Origin of the sequence: Rhodococcus sp. WB1, assembly GCF_001700945.1 — a bacterium.
GTDB classification, from domain to species: Bacteria; Actinomycetota; Actinomycetes; order Mycobacteriales; family Mycobacteriaceae; genus Rhodococcus; species Rhodococcus aetherivorans.
Window position 1 is genome coordinate 274,436 of record NZ_CP015529.1, and the last position, 17,246, is coordinate 291,681.

Here is a 17,246-nt window from a genome sequence, read left to right on the forward strand (position 1 = left end):
ACGACAGCTCGAATGAACCGGTGCCACGCCATGCGCGCCGGCAGGTTCCGAAGTGCGGGGGTGCTGCGGCCCACTCCTGCCGTGTCCGGACACCGAAAGTCGAGATCTCGTGAAGATCTGTTGAAGAAGACGGATCTCGCAGGCGAGGTGGCACATCGGGGAACAACAGAGCGCCATAGTGGGACGATCCCGCCCCCGAGGGTTACTCGGCTCCAGAAAGGTCACGGCCGTGAACATGATGGGCATGATGGACCAGGCGCACACCCTGCTGCACCAGCTGATGATGTGGCTCCACCAGATGGGCGGGATGCCCATGATGAACATGCCGATGTAGCGCCGCCGCTCGCCGACCACCCGGGTCTCGGCCCCGGCAACGGGCACCGGCCCGGCAGGCAATCCCGGCCATCTACAGCGGAAAGTCACAACGGCGAGGGCGCCCACACGGTCGCCTGCGCTCGGCGTGCCGCGACCGGTACTGCGGCGCTCGTCGCCGGTTCACACGTCCAGCGTCACCGAGCACGACCACCCTTCCGGTCCTCGGTCGAGGCGCAGCTCGTGGAGCGACACCGCCTTCGGGACCGCACCGATCTGGGGCACCGCGGCGGCGTCGACCATCGAGAACCGCGCCTCCGCTGTGCCGCCGCCGGATTCGACGACCACGTCGATCGGGATCTCCCCGGCCGTGTCGAGCAGATAGATCACCTCGTCGAGCACCGCGACGAGCAGGTCCTCGTCGCCGTCGGCCGTCAACGGGCGGTTGCGGACCCGGCCGGGTCCCGCGGACGAGATGTCGGCGAAGCTCGCGACGGCGCCGCGCACCGCCTGCGCGATGCACTCGTCACGGGTCGGTGCCCACGCCTCGATGCGCAGATCCGCCGTGTGCGGCACCGACCGGTACCCGCTTCCGTTCATGATTCGCTCCCGGGCCTGTGCAGCAGGCACTGCAGATCTTATGGTGGAACGAGGCCGCCGACGTCGCGTTCCCGCCCCCGGATCGGACAGTGATGAGGATCGTCGAGGAGACCCCGTACCGGTTCCGGATCGATCGGGCCGGCGCGATGCGCGTACCCGGGATCGTCTTCGCCGCCCGGTCCCTGCTCCCCGTCGCGGAGGGGGACGAGGCGCTCACCCAGGTCGCCAACGTCGCGACGCTGCCCGGCATCGTCACCGCGTCGTTCGCCATGCCGGACGTGCACTGGGGTTACGGCTTTCCCATCGGCGGGGTCGCGGCGACGGACATCGACGACGGCGGCGTCGTCTCCCCCGGCGGCGTGGGCTTCGACATCTCGTGCGGCGTACGGCTCCTGATCGCACGCGACGCGGACCGGTCCGCCCTCGCGTCGCGCCTGGGTGTGTTGATGGACCGGCTCGGTCGCGTCGTACCGCGCGGCATGGAGACCCGGGGCGTGTGGGAACTCCCGGACCGTACCGTGCTGCGGCAGGTGCTCGCGGGCGGCGCCCGCTTCGCGGTGGAGCAGGGGCACGGCGTCGCCCGCGACCTCGAGCGGTGTGAGGACCGTGGCGTGTTGGACGGCGCCGACCCGGACTCGGTGAGCGACCGTGCCGTCGAGCGGGGCCTCGGTCAGCTCGGCAGCCTCGGGTCGGGAAACCACTTCCTCGAGGTCCAGGCCGTCGAGCGGGTCTTCGATCCGGACACCGCGCGGCTGATGGGGCTCGACGTGGGCACGGTGTGCGTGATGATCCACTGCGGATCCCGCGGCCTGGGCCACCAGATTTGCACCGACCATGTACGTGAGATGGGTAAGGCAATGGGCCGCTATGGGATTCACGTCCCCGACCGGCAGCTGGCGTGCGTTCCGGTCCGGTCGCCGGAGGGGGAGGCCTATCTCGGGGCCATGGTGGCGGCGGCCAACTACGGCCGGGCCAACCGGCAGTTGCTCACCGAGGCGGCCCGCCGGGTCTTCGAGGAAACGGCCGGCACGACCCTCGACCTCCTCTACGACATCTCGCACAACCTGGCGAAAATCGAGCGGCACGAGGTCGGCGGCCGGGTCCGCGCGCTGTGCGTGCACCGCAAGGGCGCGACGCGGTCCCTGCCGCCGGACCACCCCGACGTGCCCGCCGACCTCACCGATGCAGGGCAGCCCGTGCTCATCCCCGGCACGATGGGCACCGCGTCGTACGTGCTGGCCGGTGTCGCCGGGAACCCGGCGTTCTACTCCACCGCGCACGGGGCCGGTCGGGTGCAGAGCCGGCACCGTGCTGCCCGGCACACCGACGGCCGGGCGGTGCGCGACGCACTCGAGACGCACGGGGTGCTCGTGCGGGGAAGCTCGTGGCGGGGACTCGCCGAGGAGAAGCCGGAGGCGTACAAGGACATCGACGCGGTGGCGGAGGTGAGCGAACGTGCGGGCCTGGCCCGCCGGATCGCCCGGCTCGTGCCGCTCGGCGTCGTCAAGGGGTGAGCGCCGAGCGGCCGGACCGAATGTCACATGCGTTCGATTCGATCGAACGCATGTGACATTCGGTCGCCCACGGACGGTGTCGAGAGTTTCTGCATTGGAAACCGCTGCCCGGCAACTTCTCTCAGGCGATACCGCGGATGGGCCATTGCGGGTCCACGTCCGACGCGTCGCGGCCGAGGCCCGAGAGGTACTCGGCGAAATTGCGTTGCCGCTCCGCGTGCCAGGCCGCCTGGTCCGTCATGATGTCCAGGTCGGCGAGCTGCGGGAAGCGGGTGCACAGCGCCCGCGCCAGTTGCCCGGCCGCGAGTGCGTCCGCCTCGGCCTGATGGGCGGCGGTCAGCGTGACGCCGTACGCAGCGCAGACCGCCTGCAGGGTGCGGCCGCCCTCGCGGCCGCGGTCCATCTCGCGGTCGACGACGTACGGGTCGAACACCAGGCCCGTGGCGAGTCCCGGCAGGCCCAGCCGGCGGCCCTCGGCGTCGATGACCGTCAGGTCGTAACTGGCGTTGAACGCCACGACGATGTGATCGCGGACCCAGGCCTCGCACAGTGCCTCGCGGATCTGGGCGTAGCCGGCCGTGTACTCGAGGCCCTCGGCGCGCGCCCGCTCCGTGGTCACGCCGTGGATCGCCGACGTCTCCTCCGGGATCTCGATGCCCGGATCGAGCAGCCACGTCCGCGACGCGACGGTGTCACCGTCGAGGACGACGACGGACGCGGTCACGATGCGCGCGATCCGCGGATCGCGGTCGGTGGTCTCGAGGTCGAACGCGCAGATCGGTCGATCGGGCCAGTGCGTCATCGGGGGTCCTGTCGTCGGTCGTGCGGGCGGTGAGGGCGGTCACGGCGATTGTGGCCGCAGCCACCGACACCGTCCGCCGGGCGGCGCGACGTCGTGCGCCGGACCGGCCGAAATGGCTCCGTGCGGCACGAAGGCGTACGCTGCTGGTGTTTCGTCAGGCCCCCGGAGCGGTTCCGGGTGATGTGGAGGAGGTGGGACTCGCGATGCGCAGTCGACCTCCGAGTACCGGCTGACGGCAGCCCGTACGCGTCCTTTCGGTGCGCGACGGTTGCCGCCGCGTGTACGTCCCACGGCGAATGCCGTCGCCGTCGTCCCCCGTGCCCCCCGAAAGGCCGTGCCGACATGCTGCCGAACCGTTCCGTCCGTGCCCTGCTGCCGCGTCGCTCCGCGGCGGCGACCGCCGACCCGTCCGCCGGGTTCGGTGCGTCCCTGCACCCCGCCGTCGCGTCGAGTCCCGGCCGTGACGCCGCGGGGGCGGAGAGCAGCATCGTCGACAGCGCGGTCTACCGTGACGGCCGCCGCGTCGCGTCGCCGGCGACACTCGCGCAGGCCCTCGACTGCCTGCCCGAGCCCGGCTCGATGGCGTGGATCGGGATGTACCGGCCCACCGACGCTCAACTCAACGCCGCCGCAGAGCAATTCGGGCTGCACGAACTCGCGGTCGAGGATGCCATCGTCGCGCATCAGCGCCCGAAGCTCGAGCGGTACGGCGACACGCTGTTCGTCGTGCTGCGGGCCGCCCGCTACGTCGACGAATCCGAGCGGGTCGACTTCGGTGAGGTGCACGTCTTCGTCGGCCCGACGTTCGTGCTGACCGTCCGGCACAGCGAATCGCCCGACCTGTCGGCGGTGCGGGACCGGATGGAGAGCGAGCCGGATCTGCTGCGGCTCGGCCCCGAGGCGGTGCTCTACGCGATCCTCGACGCCGTCGTCGACGGGTACGCGCCGGTCGTCGCGGGCCTGCAGAACGACATCGACGAGATCGAGACCGAGGTGTTCAGCGGCGATCCGCGGGTCTCGCGCCGCATCTACGAACTGTCCCGTGAGGTCATCGAGTTCCAGCGGGCGGCCAAGCCGCTGCTCACCGTGCTGTCCGGTCTGTCGTCGGGATTCGCCAAGTACCGCACCGACGACGAACTGCAGCGCTACCTGCGGGACGTCACCGACCACGCGACGACGGTCGTCGAGCAGGTCGACAGCTTCCGTCAGCTGCTCGGCAACATCCTCACGGTCAACGCGACGCTGGTCTCACAGATGCAGAACGAGGAGATGCGCAATCTCAGCCGGGCGAGCATCGAGCAGAACGAGGAGATCAAGCGGATCTCGGCGTGGGCGGCGATTCTGTTCGCGCCCACGCTGATCGGCACGGTCTACGGGATGAATTTCGACACCATGCCGGAATTGCATTGGGCCGCAGGATATCCCATGGCTCTACTGATGATGGTCATGACGTGCGCGGGGCTCTACGCGATCTTCCGCCGCCGCGGCTGGTTGTAGCCGGCCGCGGCGGACGGCGACCTCAGAGTGTGTCGGTGCAGACCACGAAACGACGCTCGCTGTAGACGAATCCGCCTTCGGAGACGGAGCAGTCGTTCACGTTGTCGGTGTTCTGCAGGATCTCGGTGACCTTCTCCGTCTCGGGGCCGGGCGCGGCGCAGTCGACGCGTTGCGGGTCCTCACCGGAGATGTCCATGCAGCTGTCCACCACCCAGTCGACGTCGAGGCACAGGGCGCCCACCTCGACACCGGCGGAGGATTCGTAGTAGGTCTGGTCGGCGTCCGAGACACACTGCTCGCTGGAGTCGACGATGTCGATCACCTTGTAGTTCGAGTCCATGCTGCCGCAGGTCGCGTTCTCGATGGTCGCGTCGTCGACGGTGCCGCCGAGGCGCACGCAGTCGCCGATCTCGACGTCGATGTCCAGGCCGGAGGAGCCGGGGGACGTCGGTGCCGTGGTAGTGGTCGGACGGCCGGTGGTGGTCCGGGTATCCGATGCACTGGCCGACGTGGTCTCGGACCCGGACTCGGGCACCGCCCGGGGCTCGACGTCCGATCCGCACGCGCCGAGTACCAGAGCCGCCGCGGCCAGCGCGACGGCGGTGCCGCTCACCCGTCGAATGAAGTTCATGGGGGGAGAGCGTACGGAATGTCCGCCTCGGGCGGGAAACGTAGGGTGATTTCTCGCAAATCCGGCGGGCACGAGTCGGCTCCGGGTGCGACCATGGGCCGGTGCAGCTGCCCGTCGCTCCGCCGATCGCACCGATGCTCGCCAAGGCCGTGTCCGAGGTCCCGGCTCAGCCCGCCGACGGCGACCCCGAGTGGTCGTACGAGCCGAAATGGGACGGCTTCCGCGCCGTCGTGTTCCGCGACGGCGACGAGGTGGTGTTCGCCTCGCGCGGCGGCAAGGACCTCGTGCGGTACTTCCCGGAACTGGCGGCGGCGGTGCGGGCCGAGTTGCCCGCCCGGTGCGTCGTCGACGGTGAGATCGTGGTGCCGCGCCCGCGCGACGGCCGGATCCGGCTCGACTGGCAGGCGCTGTCCGAGCGAATCCACCCGGCGGCGAGCCGCATCGCGTTGCTCGCCGAGCAGACCCCCGCGCAGTTCGTCGGCTTCGACCTGCTCGCGATCGGTGACGAGAACCTGATGGAGGCGCCGTTCGCGCGGCGCAGGGAGCGGCTGCGGGCGGTGGTCGGCGGCGGCCCCAGCTGCCACGTCACGGCCGCCACCCGCGACGCGGACACCGCCGGCCGGTGGTTCGCCGAGTTCGAGGGTGCCGGTCTCGACGGGGTCGTCGCCAAGCGTCTCGACGGGCCCTATGTGCCGGACAAGCGGGAGATGCTCAAGGTCAAGCACGCCCGCACCGCCGACTGCGTGCTCATCGGCTACCGGCCGCACAAGAGCATCGACGGGGTCGGGTCCCTGCTGCTGGGCCTGTACGACGGCGGCGACGAACCGGTGATGGTGGGCGGTGCGTCGGCGTTCACCGTCGAACAGCGCAAGGAGCTGCTCGCCGAACTCGCACCGCTGCGGGTCGGCGCCGACGTCGTCGCCGAGGGGGAGCCGAGCCGGTGGCGGACGGCGGTGGACCGCCGATGGATACCGCTGCGGCCGGAGCGGGTCCTGGAGGTGGCCTACGACCAGATGGAGGGCAACGCCGAGACCGGCCTGCGGTTCCGGCACGCGGCGCGGTTCCTGCGGTGGCGACCGGACCGCGAGCCGCGCAGCTGCACCTTCGAGCAGTTGGACGTGCCGGTGCGGTACGACCTCGGCGACGTCCTCGACCGGACAGGAGTGTGACCTCCGGTGCCCGATGCGAAGCGTTCTCCCGCCGTGGAACTGGACGTCGGCGGCGTGCCCGTCCGCCTGTCCAACCCCGACAAGGTGTACTTCCCCCGGCTCGGAGAGGCCGGCACCAAGCGCCGCCTCGTCGAGTACTACCGGACCGTCGCGACGGCCGGCTCGGCGCCGCTGCTGCAGGCGCTGCGGGAGCGGCCGACACATCTGCAGCGGTTCCCCGACGGGATCGAGGGCGAGGAGATCTACCAGAAGCGGGTGCCTGCCCGCCGGCCCGACCACGTCGCGACGTGCGAGGTGACGTTTCCGTCCGGCCGCACCGCCGACGTGCTGCGGGTGCGCAGCGCGGCGGACGTCGTGTGGGCGGCGAACCTGGGCACCGTGACGTTCCACCCGTGGGCGGTGCGCTGCGGGGACGTCGACCGCCCGGACGAGTTGCGCATCGATCTCGACCCGCAGCCGGGGACCGCGTTCGACGACGCCCGCGCGGTCGCGCTCGAGGTGCTGCGACCGCTGCTCGACGAGCTGGGTCTGGTCGGTTTCCCGAAGACGTCGGGCGGCCGCGGCCTGCACGTGTACGTCCGCATCGTCCCGGAGTGGGACTTCGTCGGCGTGCGCCGCGCCGGGATCGCCCTGATGCGGGAGGTGGAACGCCGCAGCGGCGGCCGGGGCACCACCGCGTGGTGGAAGGAGGAGCGCGGGCAGCGCATCTTCCTCGACTTCAACCAGAACGCCCGGGACAAGACGATCGCGTCGGCATATTCGGTGCGGCGCACCCCGATCGCGACGGTGTCGACACCCCTGACGTGGGACGAACTCGTCGACGCCGACCCGGACGATCTCACGATCGCGACCGTGCCGGGCCTGCTCGAGCGCCGCGGCGATCCGATGGCCGCGATGGACGAGACCGCGCAGGCGCTCGACGTGCTGCTCGAGATGGCCGAGCGGGACGCCGCCGCGGGCCTCGGCGACCTGCCCTACCCGCCGACCCATCCGAAGATGCCGGGCGAGCCGAAGCGGGTGCAGCCGTCCCGCGACACCGACCGCAAGCGGCCCGGCTAGGGATTCACCGGGGCGGTGACCTCTCGTGACCGCATCGATGCCCGCCGACCCGGTGAACCGGTGAGCGTCTCCGTAGACTCCCCCTGGGGGATTCGGTTTGCGGGGGACGAGGCCGGAGGAGGCAGTCACCGTGTCGGTGGTAGCGGATGCGCGGAAGTCGGTTCGGGTTCTCGGTGGTGGGGCCGTGGTGGCGGCGGCCGTCGGGGCCGCACTCGTCGCGGCGCCGTCCGCGCAGGCGGTGACGTGTGCGGCGCCCCCGGGTTCGGCGGCCTCGGTCACCCAGCTCGACGGGCGGACCGCGTGCGGCGCGGTCGCGGACGCACCGAGCGGCGCGTGGGCCCACGGCGACGGCGGAGTCGGCTTCGCCGACGCGCGCACCGGGGCGCGGGTGCTCGCGGCCGGGCTCTCGGGGGGTGCCGGGGCGGGCGAGGCCCGCGGCGGTTCTCTCGCCACGCTCGGTTTCGGTGAGGACGCGCTGGCCCTGGGCATCGTCGAGGAGCCCGCGACCGCGCTCGTCGTGGCCGGCCCGCAGTCCCAGGCCTTCATCGGCGACCTGCGCGACCCGGTGCTGTGCGAGGGGTCCGCCGCGACCGCCGTCAACCTCACCACCGGCCGTGGGTGCGTCGTGCTGGGGACGTTCCGGTACGTCACGCCCTGACCGGGAGCCTGCGGAAAACCCGTTCGGGACCGGACGCTGCGACGTAACCTGGCGGCACGATGTCGACTGGGAGGTACCACGGATGACAGCCCGACCGGTGCGGGGCGCGGCGGCGGTACAGGAACCGCCGCCGACCGAGATGCACGTCGACCGGCGATTCCTGCCGCTCGCGGATCGCTTCTTCGACCTGTACCGGCTGCCCCGGCACGGGGGCGGGGCCCTCGCGGCCTACCTGGACGGCGAGAAGGTGCTCGACATCTGGGCGGGCTGGGCCACCCGCGACCGGCGGTGGAACCGCGACACGGTGTCGCTGTCCTTCTCCACCGGCAAGGGCGTGGCGTCCACCGTGGTGCACCGGCTCGCCGACCGCGGCCTGATCGACTACTTCGCCCCCGTCGCGCGGTACTGGCCGGAGTTCGCGGCGGCCGGCAAGGAGGACGTCACCGTCGCGGACGTGCTCACCCACCGGGCCGGACTGCACCGGGTGCGCAACCTGCGGCCCGGCCGGATGGGCATCGTCGACTACGACGCCACGGTGCGTGCGCTGGCCGCAGCCCCACCCGACCCGCGCCGGCTGGAAGGCCCGGGATACCACGCCGTCACGTACGGCTGGCTCGTCGCGGAGATCGTGCAGCGCGTGACCGGGTCGCCGTTCGTCGACGTCGTCCGGCAGGAGATCGCCGAACCCCTGGGTACCCCCGAATTCTGGTTCCGGGTGCCGGAGGAGCAGCGGCACCGCATCGCCAAGCTGTTCCCGCGGATCAATCCCGCCGGCCTGCACTGGGGGATGACCGCCTCGGTGCTGTCCCGGGTGAGCCTCACCCGGGGCCTCGCGGAGGCCGCGATGCCGGAGGAGTTCGACGAGCTGGTGCGCGATCCCGCGGTGCACGACGCGGTGATGCCCGGCTGGAACGGGGTGTTCTCGGCGCGCGCCCTGGCGCGGATGTACGGGGCGATCGCCGCGGGCGGCACGATCGACGGCGTGCAGTTCCTGCACCCGGAAACCATCGAGGCCATGAGCGAGGTCCAGGTGCGCGGCCGCGACTACGTGCTCGGGGTCCCGATGGCGTGGCGGCTCGGCTACCACCAGCCGGTGTTCGTCAGCCGGGAGCGGCCGCGCGGGGCGCTCGGCCACTACGGGGTCGGCGGTTCCGGCGCCTTCGCCGACCTCGACACCGGACTGGCGCTCGCGTTCACGACGAACCGGCTGGGCAGCGGTCCGATCGCGCTGGGCGATCTGCGCCTCGCGCGGCTCGGCGCGCTGGCGCGCGACCTGGCCCGCCGCGCCTGAGGAAGGTGCCGCGGCGCCTACCCCCACGATTGTTCGAAGCAGTTCGATACGGAGGGAGCGACACTGTGAGCCACGTGTACCGGGTGATCGAGGTGGTGGGTTCGTCGACGGACAGCGTCGACGACGCGATCAAGCAGGCCGTCGCGCGTGCGGCGGAGACCACGCGCCACCTCGAGTGGTTCGAGGTGATGAACGTCAGGGGCCACATCGACGACGGGGCCGTCGCGCACATCCAGGTGACCGTGAAGATCGGCTTCCGCATCGAGCCGACCGACGGCTGACGCGTCCGGTCCGGTGGCGGGGGACACGCCGGGAGAGCAGGGGCGGCGAACCGGATCTCGACCGGAATTGGAACACGTTATAGTCTGAGTGGGTCGTCGAACCCCCGGCACTTCAGGCAGGTATCCACCGTGGTTTACGTGATCACCCAGGCGTGTTGCAACGATGCCTCGTGCGTCGAGGTCTGCCCCGTCAACTGCATCCATCCCACGCCCGACGAGGCGCCGTTCGCCACCACCGAGATGCTCTACATCGACCCGGACACCTGCATCGACTGCGGCGCGTGCGTGGACGAATGCCCGGTGGACGCGATCTACGCCGACAACGAGCTGCCCGCCGCGCACGAGCCCTATCTGAAGATCGCCGAGGACTACTACCGGCGATACCCGATCGGACCGGACTGGCCCGAGGAACGCGACCGCACCAAGATTCCCGCCGAGCTCGGCACCCTGCGGGTGGCGATCGTCGGCTCGGGGCCGGCGGCCTGCTACGCCGCGCTGGAGCTGACCGGCCGGGCCCGTGTCGAGGTCGACATCTTCGACCGCCTGCCCACCCCGTACGGCCTCGTCCGCGCAGGTGTCGCCCCGGACCATCAGAGCACCAAGGCCGTCGGCGAGCTGTTCCGTAGTGCTCTCGGCCACAAGAAGAGCCAGTGCTGGTTCAACGTCGAGGTGGGCACCCACATCAGCCACGAGGAACTACTCGCGCACCACCATGCCGTGCTCTACGCCGTCGGCGCCGCCGGGGACCGGCGCCTGGACGTGCCCGGCGAGGACCTGCCCGGTTCGCACGCGGCCACCGAGTTCGTCGCCTGGTACAACGGACACCCCGACTACGCCGACCGCACCTTCGACCTGTCCGGCGAACGCGCGGTGATCGTCGGCAACGGCAACGTCGCCCTCGACGTGGCGCGGGCACTGGTCATGGACCCGGACGAGCTGGCGAAGACCGACATGGCCGACCACGCCGTCGCCGCCCTGCGCGAGTCGAACATCCGCGAGGTCGTCGTCGTGGGACGCCGCGGACCCGCCCAGGCCGCCTACACCAACCCGGAACTGCTGGCCCTCGGTCAGCTCACGGGCGTCGACGTCGTCGTCGACCCGGCCGAGGCCGAACTCGACCCGGCCAGCCGCGCCCTCGTCGACGACCCCACCGCCGAACCGCGGATCGCGCTGAAGGTCGAACAGGTCCAGGGCTTCGCCCAGCGGCGCCCCACCGAGGGCAACAAGCGGATCGTGCTGCGCTTCCTCGCCGCCCCTGTCGAGCTGAGCGGTGACGGCCGGGTCGAATCGATCACCCTCGAACGCACCGAACTGGTCGAGGCGAACGGCCGGCTCGAGGCGCACCGCACCGGGCAGACCGAGACCCTGGCCACCGGCCTGGTCCTGCGTTCTGTCGGCTACCGCGGGGCCCCCGTCGCCGACCTGCCGTTCGACGACCAGCGCGGCATCCTCCCCAACGAGGAGGGCCGGGTCGTGGACCCGGAGACGAACGAGCCGCTGCCCGGCGTGTACACCGCCGGCTGGATCAAGCGCGGACCCACCGGCGTCATCGGCACCAACAAGCAGTGCTCCGCCCAGACCGTCGAGCACTTGGTCCAGGATTTCGTGGCCGGCCGGCTCGTCGCACCCGTCGCCGACCGGGAGAAGCTCGCGGCGCTGGTCTCCGAGCGCCGGCCGGAGTACGTCGACTACCGGGGCTGGCAGCAGATCGACAAGCAGGAACGCGCCCGGGGCGGCGCCGCGGGTCGCTCTCGCGTGAAGTTCGTCGCTGTCGCCGATCTCCTTGCCGCCTCTCGAATCGAGTCCTGACCTGGGCGCGAGCCCGCGAGGGGTGGTCCGGGCGGGCATGGTCGAATTGCCCGCTTGCGGGGGAGCTGTGTCTAATGGGTTCGCCAAGTCGTCGCTGTCGGGGCGGACGTGGGTGCGACGGCACGAACGAACGATGGGTTGTCGAATGTTCGAGAAGAAGGGTCGGCCGAGCAGTCGTGGCCGCGCCGGTCGCTGGTCCGGCCGTGTCGCCACCGCGCTGGTGGGGGCCGGCGCCGCCATGCTCACCATGACGGGACCCGCCGCCGCGGTACCCCTGTGGCCGGGCGGGCCCGAACTGCCGAGCGTGCAGGAACTCGTCGAGAGGCTTCCGGGCGGCTCGAACTCCGTCGCACCCACGCCGCCGCCGTTCTCGGCCCCGTCGATCAACCCGTCGAACGGTGAGACGGTCGGCGTGGCCCAGCCGATCATCATCCGCTTCGACGAGAACGTCACCGATCGCGCGGCCGCCGAGCGCGCCATCACCGTCACGTCGAACCCGCCGGTGTCCGGGCACTTCTACTGGGCCTCGGACCGGCAGGTGCGGTGGCGGCCGTTCGAGTTCTGGCCGGCCCACACCCAGGTCACCGTGAACGCCGGGGGCACGCAGTCGTCGTACACCGTCGGCGACGCGCTGATCACCGTCGCGGACGACAACACCAAGACCATCACCGTCACCCGCAACGGCGAGGTCGTCAAGACCATGCCGACGTCGTTCGGCAAGCCCGGCTACGAGACGCCCAACGGCACCTACATCGTCGGCGAGAAGTTCCGCGACATGTACATGGACTCGTCCACGTACGGCGTTCCGGTCGACTCGCCCGAGGGATACCGCACCTACGTCGAGTACGCGACCCGCATCTCCAACAGCGGCATCTTCGTGCATGCGGCGCCGTGGTCCGAGTGGGCGCAGGGCAACACCAACGTCAGCCACGGGTGCCTGAACGTGAGCACCGAGGACGGTCGCTGGTTCTTCGAGAACGCCCAGAAGGGCGACCCGGTGATCGTGCAGAACACCGGTGGCGGCACCCTCAACGGCTGGGACGGCCTCGGCGACTGGAACCTCTAGCCGGACAACGGTCGACGCCGGCGAGCACCTGGTGACCTTCCGGGTGGCGAGAGTACTCGCCGGCGCCAGACCGGCGTAACCTCCGGTTCGCCCGCGGCAGGCACACTGCCGCAGTGCGCTCGAGTCCGGAAAGAGTATTGCCCCAACCCGATCGGGGGCTGTCGCGACGCCCATGGGGCGACTACGCGCTGTTCGCCACGCTGATCGGACCGAATCTCGCGCTGCTGATCCTGTTCACGTACCGGCCGCTCGTCGACAACATCCGCCTCTCGTTCTTCGAGTGGAACATCTCGAGCCCCACCGCCACGTTCGTCGGATTCGGCAACTACCGCGAGTGGTTCGGCCGCGCCGACACCTGGCAGATCGTCGGCAACACCGTCGTGTTCACCGTCGCCACCGTCGCGGGATCCATGCTGCTCGGTCTGGCGCTGGCGCTGTTGCTGGACCGTAAACTCCTGGGCCGCAACCTCGTCCGCTCCGCACTCTTCGCGCCGTTCGTCATCTCCGGCGCCGCGGTGGGCGTGGCGTTCCAGTTCGTGTTCGACCCGAACTTCGGCCTCGTCCAGGACCTGCTGGACAGGGTCGGGATCGGCGCCCCGGACTTCTACCAGGATCCGGCCTGGGCGCTGGTGATGGTCACCCTCACCTACCTGTGGAAGAACCTCGGCTACACCTTCGTCATCTATCTCGCCGCCCTGCAGGGCCTGCGCCCCGAACTCTCCGAGGCCGCCGCGATCGACGGCGTCTCGTCGTGGACCGCCTTCCGGCGCGTACTCCTGCCGCAGCTGCGGCCCACCACCTACTTCTTGTCGATCACCGTGCTGCTCAATTCGTTCCAGGTCTTCGACATCATCAACGTGATGACCCGGGGCGGACCGCTCGGCACCGGAACCACCACGATGGTCTACCAGGTCTACAACGAGTCCTTCCGCAACTTCCGGGCCGGCTACGGCGCCACCGTCGCGACCGTCATGTTCCTCGTACTGCTGGCGGTCACGGTGTACCAGGTGCGTCTCATGGACCGCGACGACCGGCCGCGCCCCGTCCGCGGCCCCCGTCTTCGCCGTCGCGGGCGCGGGCGCGGGGCCGAATGTGACACGCGTTCGGTCCCATCGACGGAATGTGACATCCGGCCGGTGGCGCGCAAGGAGATCGTGGGATGACGGCGCTTCTGGACCGCCGGATCGTACGTGCGGAGCCGACGGCGGCAGAGCCGTACCGGCGTCGGGAGCGCGCGATCCGTGTGCTCGCCTACGCCGCGATGGTCGTCGCACTGCTCGTCGTGGCGCTGCCGCTGTACTGGATCGTGGTGACGTCGTTCAAGCAGCGGCCCGACATCTACACGCTGCCGGTCACCTGGTGGCCCAGCGTGTTCCATCCCCAGAACTACACGGAGGCCGTCACCTCGGTGCCGTTCGGCACGTTCCTGCGGAACTCACTGATCATCACCACGGTGCTGTCGAGCGTGAAGTTCGTCCTCGGCATCCTGAGCGCCTACGGTCTGGTGTTCCTGCGGTTCCCCGGCAAGAATCTCGTGTTCCTCGGCATCGTCGCCACCCTGATGGTGCCGAACCAGATCACGGTCATCTCCAACTACGCGCTGGTGGCGGAATGGGGATGGCGCAATACCTTCCAGGGGATCATCGTGCCGCTCGCGGGCGTCGCGTTCGGAACGTTCTTGCTGCGCAACCACTTCCTGTCCATTCCCGCGGAGATCATCGAGGCGGCACGGATGGACGGCGCCGGGCACGTCCGTCTGCTGTGGCGGGTCGTGCTGCCCGTGTCCGGCCCGACCCTGGTCGCGTTCGCGCTCATCACCGTGGTCAACGAGTGGAACGAATACCTGTGGCCGTTCCTCATGGCCGACGACGCGTCGGTGGCCCCGCTGCCGATCGGACTGACCCAGTTGCAGAACAACGACGGCGTCACCAACTGGGGTCCGGTGATGGCCGGCACGGTGCTGGCCATGCTGCCGATCCTCGTGGTCTTCCTTGCGCTGCAACGACACATGATCAAGGGCCTCACCTCCGGTGCGGTCAAGGGCTGAACTCTTCCAGGAGCAACTTCGTGAACATCGACAGGCGTGGATTTCTGGGACTGACCGGGGTGGTCGCGGCGAGCGCAGCGCTGGCCGCGTGCGCCGGCACCGGCTCGTCCGGGTCGGCGGGCACCTCGGGGTCCGCTTCCGATACGAACACGATCAAGTTCTGGTCCAACCACCCGGGCAAGTCCCAGGACGTGGAGAAGGAACTCATCGCCCGGTTCCAGGCGAAGTACCCGGACCTGACCGTCGACCTCGTCGACGGCGGCAAGAACTACGAAGAGGTGTCACAGAAGTTCAACGCAGCCCTGTCCGGGGGTGATCTGCCCGACGTTGTGGTCCTGTCGGACGTGTGGTGGTTCAACTACGCGCTCGCCGGCGCGATCACGCCGCTCGACGACCTGTTCACCGAGGTCGGCGTGGATACCGGCGACTACGTCGATTCCCTGCTGGCCGACTACCTCTTCGAGGGCCGCCACTTCGCGCTGCCCTACGCCCGCTCGACCCCGCTGTTCTACTACAACCGCGACGTCTGGCGGCAGGCGGGACTGCCCGACCGCGGGCCCGCCACCTGGCAGGAGTTCTCCGAGTGGGGGCCCGAACTGCAACGTGCCGTCGGCTCAGGCAAGCTGGCGCACGGCTGGGGCAACGCCAAGGACTACCTGGGTTGGACCTTCGAAGGACCGATCTGGACGTTCGGCGGTGCCTACTCCGACGGCTGGCGGCTGCGCTTCGGCGACGCGGAGACGATCGCCGCGGGACAGTTCCTGAAGGACATGATCCACACCGGGAAGTACGCGGGTGTCTCCACGGACATCGCCAACGACTTCTCCGCCGGGATCATCGCGTCCACGATCGCCTCCACCGGCGACCTGTCCGGCATCACGAAGAACGCCGCGTTCGACTTCGGCACCGCGTTCCTGCCGGCCCCCGACGGTACTCCGGGATGTCCCACCGGCGGCGCCGGACTGGCGATCCCCGCGAACATCTCCGACGAGCGAAAGCGCAACGCGCTGAAGTTCATCGACTTCGTCACCAACGGGGAGAACACCGCCTACTTTTCGCAGCGGATCGGCTACATGCCGGTGCGCAAGTCCGCCACCGAGAACCCCGACATGAAGGCGTTCCTCGAGCAGAACCCCAACTCTCGTACCGCCGTCGACCAACTCGCGCGCACTCGCTCGCAGGACTACGCGCGCGTCTTCGTACCCGGCGGCGACCAGATCATCGGCACCGGCCTCGAGCAGATCGCCCTCCAGGGCGCCGACGTGACGACGGCGTTCGGCGACGTCACCCGTCAGCTGCAGCAGATCATCGATCGCCAGATCACCCCGAACCTGTAGGAACAGCCTTGGCAAGCATAGGTTTCCGGACCGTCACCCACCGCTACCCGGGCGTCGAACGGCCGTCGGTGGACCGGCTCGACCTCGACGTCGCGGACGGGGAGTTCCTGGTCCTGGTCGGTCCGTCGGGCTGCGGGAAATCCACGAGCCTGCGGATGCTCGCCGGGCTCGAGGCAGTCGACGACGGCCGCATCGACATCGGCGGAGCCGACGTGACGGGGTTGCCGCCCAAGGCACGCGACGTGGCGATGGTGTTCCAGAACTACGCGCTGTATCCGAACATGACGGTGGCGGAGAACATGGGTTTCGCGTTGCGCAACGCCGGCGTCGGCAAGGCGGAACGGTCGGCGCGGGTGCTCGAAGCCGCGCGGATGCTCGAGCTCGAGCCGCTGCTCGACCGCAAACCGGGCAAGCTCTCGGGCGGGCAGCGGCAGCGCGTGGCGATGGGCCGGGCCATCGTGCGACGGCCCGCGGTGTTCTGCATGGACGAACCGCTGAGCAACCTCGACGCGAAGTTGCGGGTCAGCACACGCTCGCAGATCGCGGGACTGCAACGTCGGCTGGGCACCACGACCGTGTACGTCACCCATGATCAGGTGGAGGCGATGACCATGGGGGATCGGGTGGCCGTCCTCGACGGCGGCCGCCTGCAGCAGGTCGCCGCGCCCCGCGACCTGTACGACAACCCGGTCAACACCTTCGTCGCCGGATTCATCGGGTCGCCCGGCATGAACCTGCTCGACGCGCCCGTCCGCGACGGCGCGGCCGTGCTCGGCAGTCTGCGGGTCGCCGTGCCGGCCGACGTCGATGCCGAGCGGATCGTCGTCGGGGTGCGGCCCGAGGCGTGGACCCCCGTCGGGGCGTGGCGTTCCGGAACCCTGTCGTTGACGGTGGACCTCGTCGAGCAACTCGGCGCGGAATCGTTCGTCCACGCGACGGCCGCCGAGCCGGCCGACTGGTCGAGCGCGTCGGGCAAGGTCGTGGTGCGGGTGGATCGACGCGTCCCGATCGGTCCGGGCGAGCGGGTGCACCTGCTCCCGCAGGCGGGCGAGGTCTACTTCTTCTCGGCGACGACGGGCGCCCGCCTCTGATCCCGAGTGGGCGGCCGAATGTCACATGCATTCGATTGAACTGAATGCGTGTGACATTCGGCCCGACGGCGAGCGGACGGTT

At 70.2% G+C, this 17,246-nt stretch carries 16 protein-coding genes; 13 read left to right on the plus strand and 3 right to left on the minus strand.

Annotated elements, in window-relative coordinates; all coding sequences use genetic code 11:
• Positions 1-495 precede the first annotated feature (495 nt).
• The gene (locus tag A4U64_RS01325; protein WP_006931695.1) at positions 496-912 is read right to left on the minus strand and encodes an archease; all 417 of its coding nucleotides are present in this window, start codon (positions 910-912) and stop codon (positions 496-498) included.
• A 92-nt stretch (positions 913-1,004) separates the two neighbouring features.
• Between A4U64_RS01325 and A4U64_RS01330 the strand changes: the two genes are divergently transcribed.
• Entirely contained in the window at positions 1,005-2,426 is a 1,422-nt protein-coding gene (locus A4U64_RS01330) for an RtcB family protein (protein ID WP_029546328.1), read from the plus strand.
• Positions 2,427-2,547: 121 nt separating this feature from the next.
• Here A4U64_RS01330 and A4U64_RS01335 read toward each other — a convergent pair whose 3' ends face one another.
• Positions 2,548-3,228: a 3'-5' exonuclease gene (locus A4U64_RS01335; RefSeq protein WP_006931704.1), complete on the minus strand. Its 681-nt coding sequence runs from the start codon at positions 3,226-3,228 to the stop codon at positions 2,548-2,550.
• 342 nt (positions 3,229-3,570) lie between these two features.
• On the opposite strand from A4U64_RS01335, the gene corA reads away from it, so the two are divergent.
• On the plus strand, positions 3,571-4,725 hold the full coding sequence (gene corA / locus A4U64_RS01340) for a magnesium/cobalt transporter CorA (RefSeq protein WP_006931706.1): 1,155 nt from the start codon (positions 3,571-3,573) through the stop codon (positions 4,723-4,725).
• Between the two features lie 22 nt (positions 4,726-4,747).
• Here corA and lppU read toward each other — a convergent pair whose 3' ends face one another.
• Entirely contained in the window at positions 4,748-5,356 is a 609-nt protein-coding gene (gene lppU / locus A4U64_RS01345) for an LppU family putative lipoprotein (protein WP_006931708.1), read from the minus strand.
• Positions 5,357-5,457: 101 nt separating this feature from the next.
• Between lppU and A4U64_RS01350 the strand changes: the two genes are divergently transcribed.
• The 11 genes from A4U64_RS01350 (at position 5,458) to A4U64_RS01400 (ending at position 17,164) form a co-directional block, all read left to right on the plus strand.
• The gene (locus A4U64_RS01350; RefSeq protein ID WP_006931710.1) at positions 5,458-6,525 is read left to right on the plus strand and encodes an ATP-dependent DNA ligase; all 1,068 of its coding nucleotides are present in this window, start codon (positions 5,458-5,460) and stop codon (positions 6,523-6,525) included.
• A gap of 6 nt (positions 6,526-6,531) precedes the next feature.
• Positions 6,532-7,584 carry a DNA polymerase domain-containing protein gene (locus tag A4U64_RS01355; RefSeq protein ID WP_065922035.1) on the plus strand — a complete coding sequence of 351 codons (1,053 nt, stop codon included), beginning with the start codon at positions 6,532-6,534 and terminating at the stop codon, positions 7,582-7,584.
• Positions 7,585-7,714: 130 nt separating this feature from the next.
• Positions 7,715-8,242, plus strand: coding sequence for a DUF6764 family protein (locus tag A4U64_RS01360; protein WP_006931715.1), 528 nt, complete (start codon positions 7,715-7,717; stop codon positions 8,240-8,242).
• 82 nt (positions 8,243-8,324) lie between these two features.
• A complete protein-coding gene (locus tag A4U64_RS01365; RefSeq protein WP_029546323.1) occupies positions 8,325-9,533 on the plus strand; it encodes a serine hydrolase domain-containing protein in 1,209 nt (402 codons plus the stop codon).
• Positions 9,534-9,598: 65 nt separating this feature from the next.
• The gene (locus A4U64_RS01370) at positions 9,599-9,814 is read left to right on the plus strand and encodes a dodecin (RefSeq protein ID WP_006931721.1); all 216 of its coding nucleotides are present in this window, start codon (positions 9,599-9,601) and stop codon (positions 9,812-9,814) included.
• Positions 9,815-9,943: 129 nt separating this feature from the next.
• The gene (locus tag A4U64_RS01375; protein ID WP_065922036.1) at positions 9,944-11,623 is read left to right on the plus strand and encodes an FAD-dependent oxidoreductase; all 1,680 of its coding nucleotides are present in this window, start codon (positions 9,944-9,946) and stop codon (positions 11,621-11,623) included.
• Between the two features lie 145 nt (positions 11,624-11,768).
• Complete coding sequence (locus A4U64_RS01380; protein WP_029546319.1) at positions 11,769-12,689, plus strand: L,D-transpeptidase; 921 nt, start codon at positions 11,769-11,771, stop codon at positions 12,687-12,689.
• Between the two features lie 113 nt (positions 12,690-12,802).
• Complete coding sequence (locus tag A4U64_RS01385) at positions 12,803-13,852, plus strand: carbohydrate ABC transporter permease (RefSeq protein ID WP_043802936.1); 1,050 nt, start codon at positions 12,803-12,805, stop codon at positions 13,850-13,852.
• The gene (locus tag A4U64_RS01390) at positions 13,849-14,736 is read left to right on the plus strand and encodes a carbohydrate ABC transporter permease (RefSeq protein ID WP_065922037.1); all 888 of its coding nucleotides are present in this window, start codon (positions 13,849-13,851) and stop codon (positions 14,734-14,736) included. Before A4U64_RS01385 ends, A4U64_RS01390 begins: the two co-directional genes overlap by 4 nt.
• 20 nt (positions 14,737-14,756) lie before the next feature.
• Positions 14,757-16,073, plus strand: coding sequence for an ABC transporter substrate-binding protein (locus A4U64_RS01395; protein WP_050035960.1), 1,317 nt, complete (start codon positions 14,757-14,759; stop codon positions 16,071-16,073).
• An 8-nt stretch (positions 16,074-16,081) separates the two neighbouring features.
• A complete protein-coding gene (locus tag A4U64_RS01400) occupies positions 16,082-17,164 on the plus strand; it encodes an ABC transporter ATP-binding protein (protein ID WP_029546308.1) in 1,083 nt (360 codons plus the stop codon).
• Positions 17,165-17,246: the final 82 nt, after the last annotated feature.

Coding starts and splice junctions, on each gene's coding strand:
- A4U64_RS01325 (WP_006931695.1), bottom strand. CDS start 912: ATGAACGGAAGCGGGTACCGGTCGGTGCCGCACACGGCGGATCTGCGC.
- A4U64_RS01330 (WP_029546328.1), top strand. CDS start 1,005: ATGAGGATCGTCGAGGAGACCCCGTACCGGTTCCGGATCGATCGGGCC.
- A4U64_RS01335 (WP_006931704.1), bottom strand. CDS start 3,228: ATGACGCACTGGCCCGATCGACCGATCTGCGCGTTCGACCTCGAGACC.
- corA (WP_006931706.1), top strand. CDS start 3,571: ATGCTGCCGAACCGTTCCGTCCGTGCCCTGCTGCCGCGTCGCTCCGCG.
- lppU (WP_006931708.1), bottom strand. CDS start 5,356: ATGAACTTCATTCGACGGGTGAGCGGCACCGCCGTCGCGCTGGCCGCG.
- A4U64_RS01365 (WP_029546323.1), top strand. CDS start 8,325: ATGACAGCCCGACCGGTGCGGGGCGCGGCGGCGGTACAGGAACCGCCG.
- A4U64_RS01380 (WP_029546319.1), top strand. CDS start 11,769: ATGTTCGAGAAGAAGGGTCGGCCGAGCAGTCGTGGCCGCGCCGGTCGC.
- A4U64_RS01390 (WP_065922037.1), top strand. CDS start 13,849: ATGACGGCGCTTCTGGACCGCCGGATCGTACGTGCGGAGCCGACGGCG.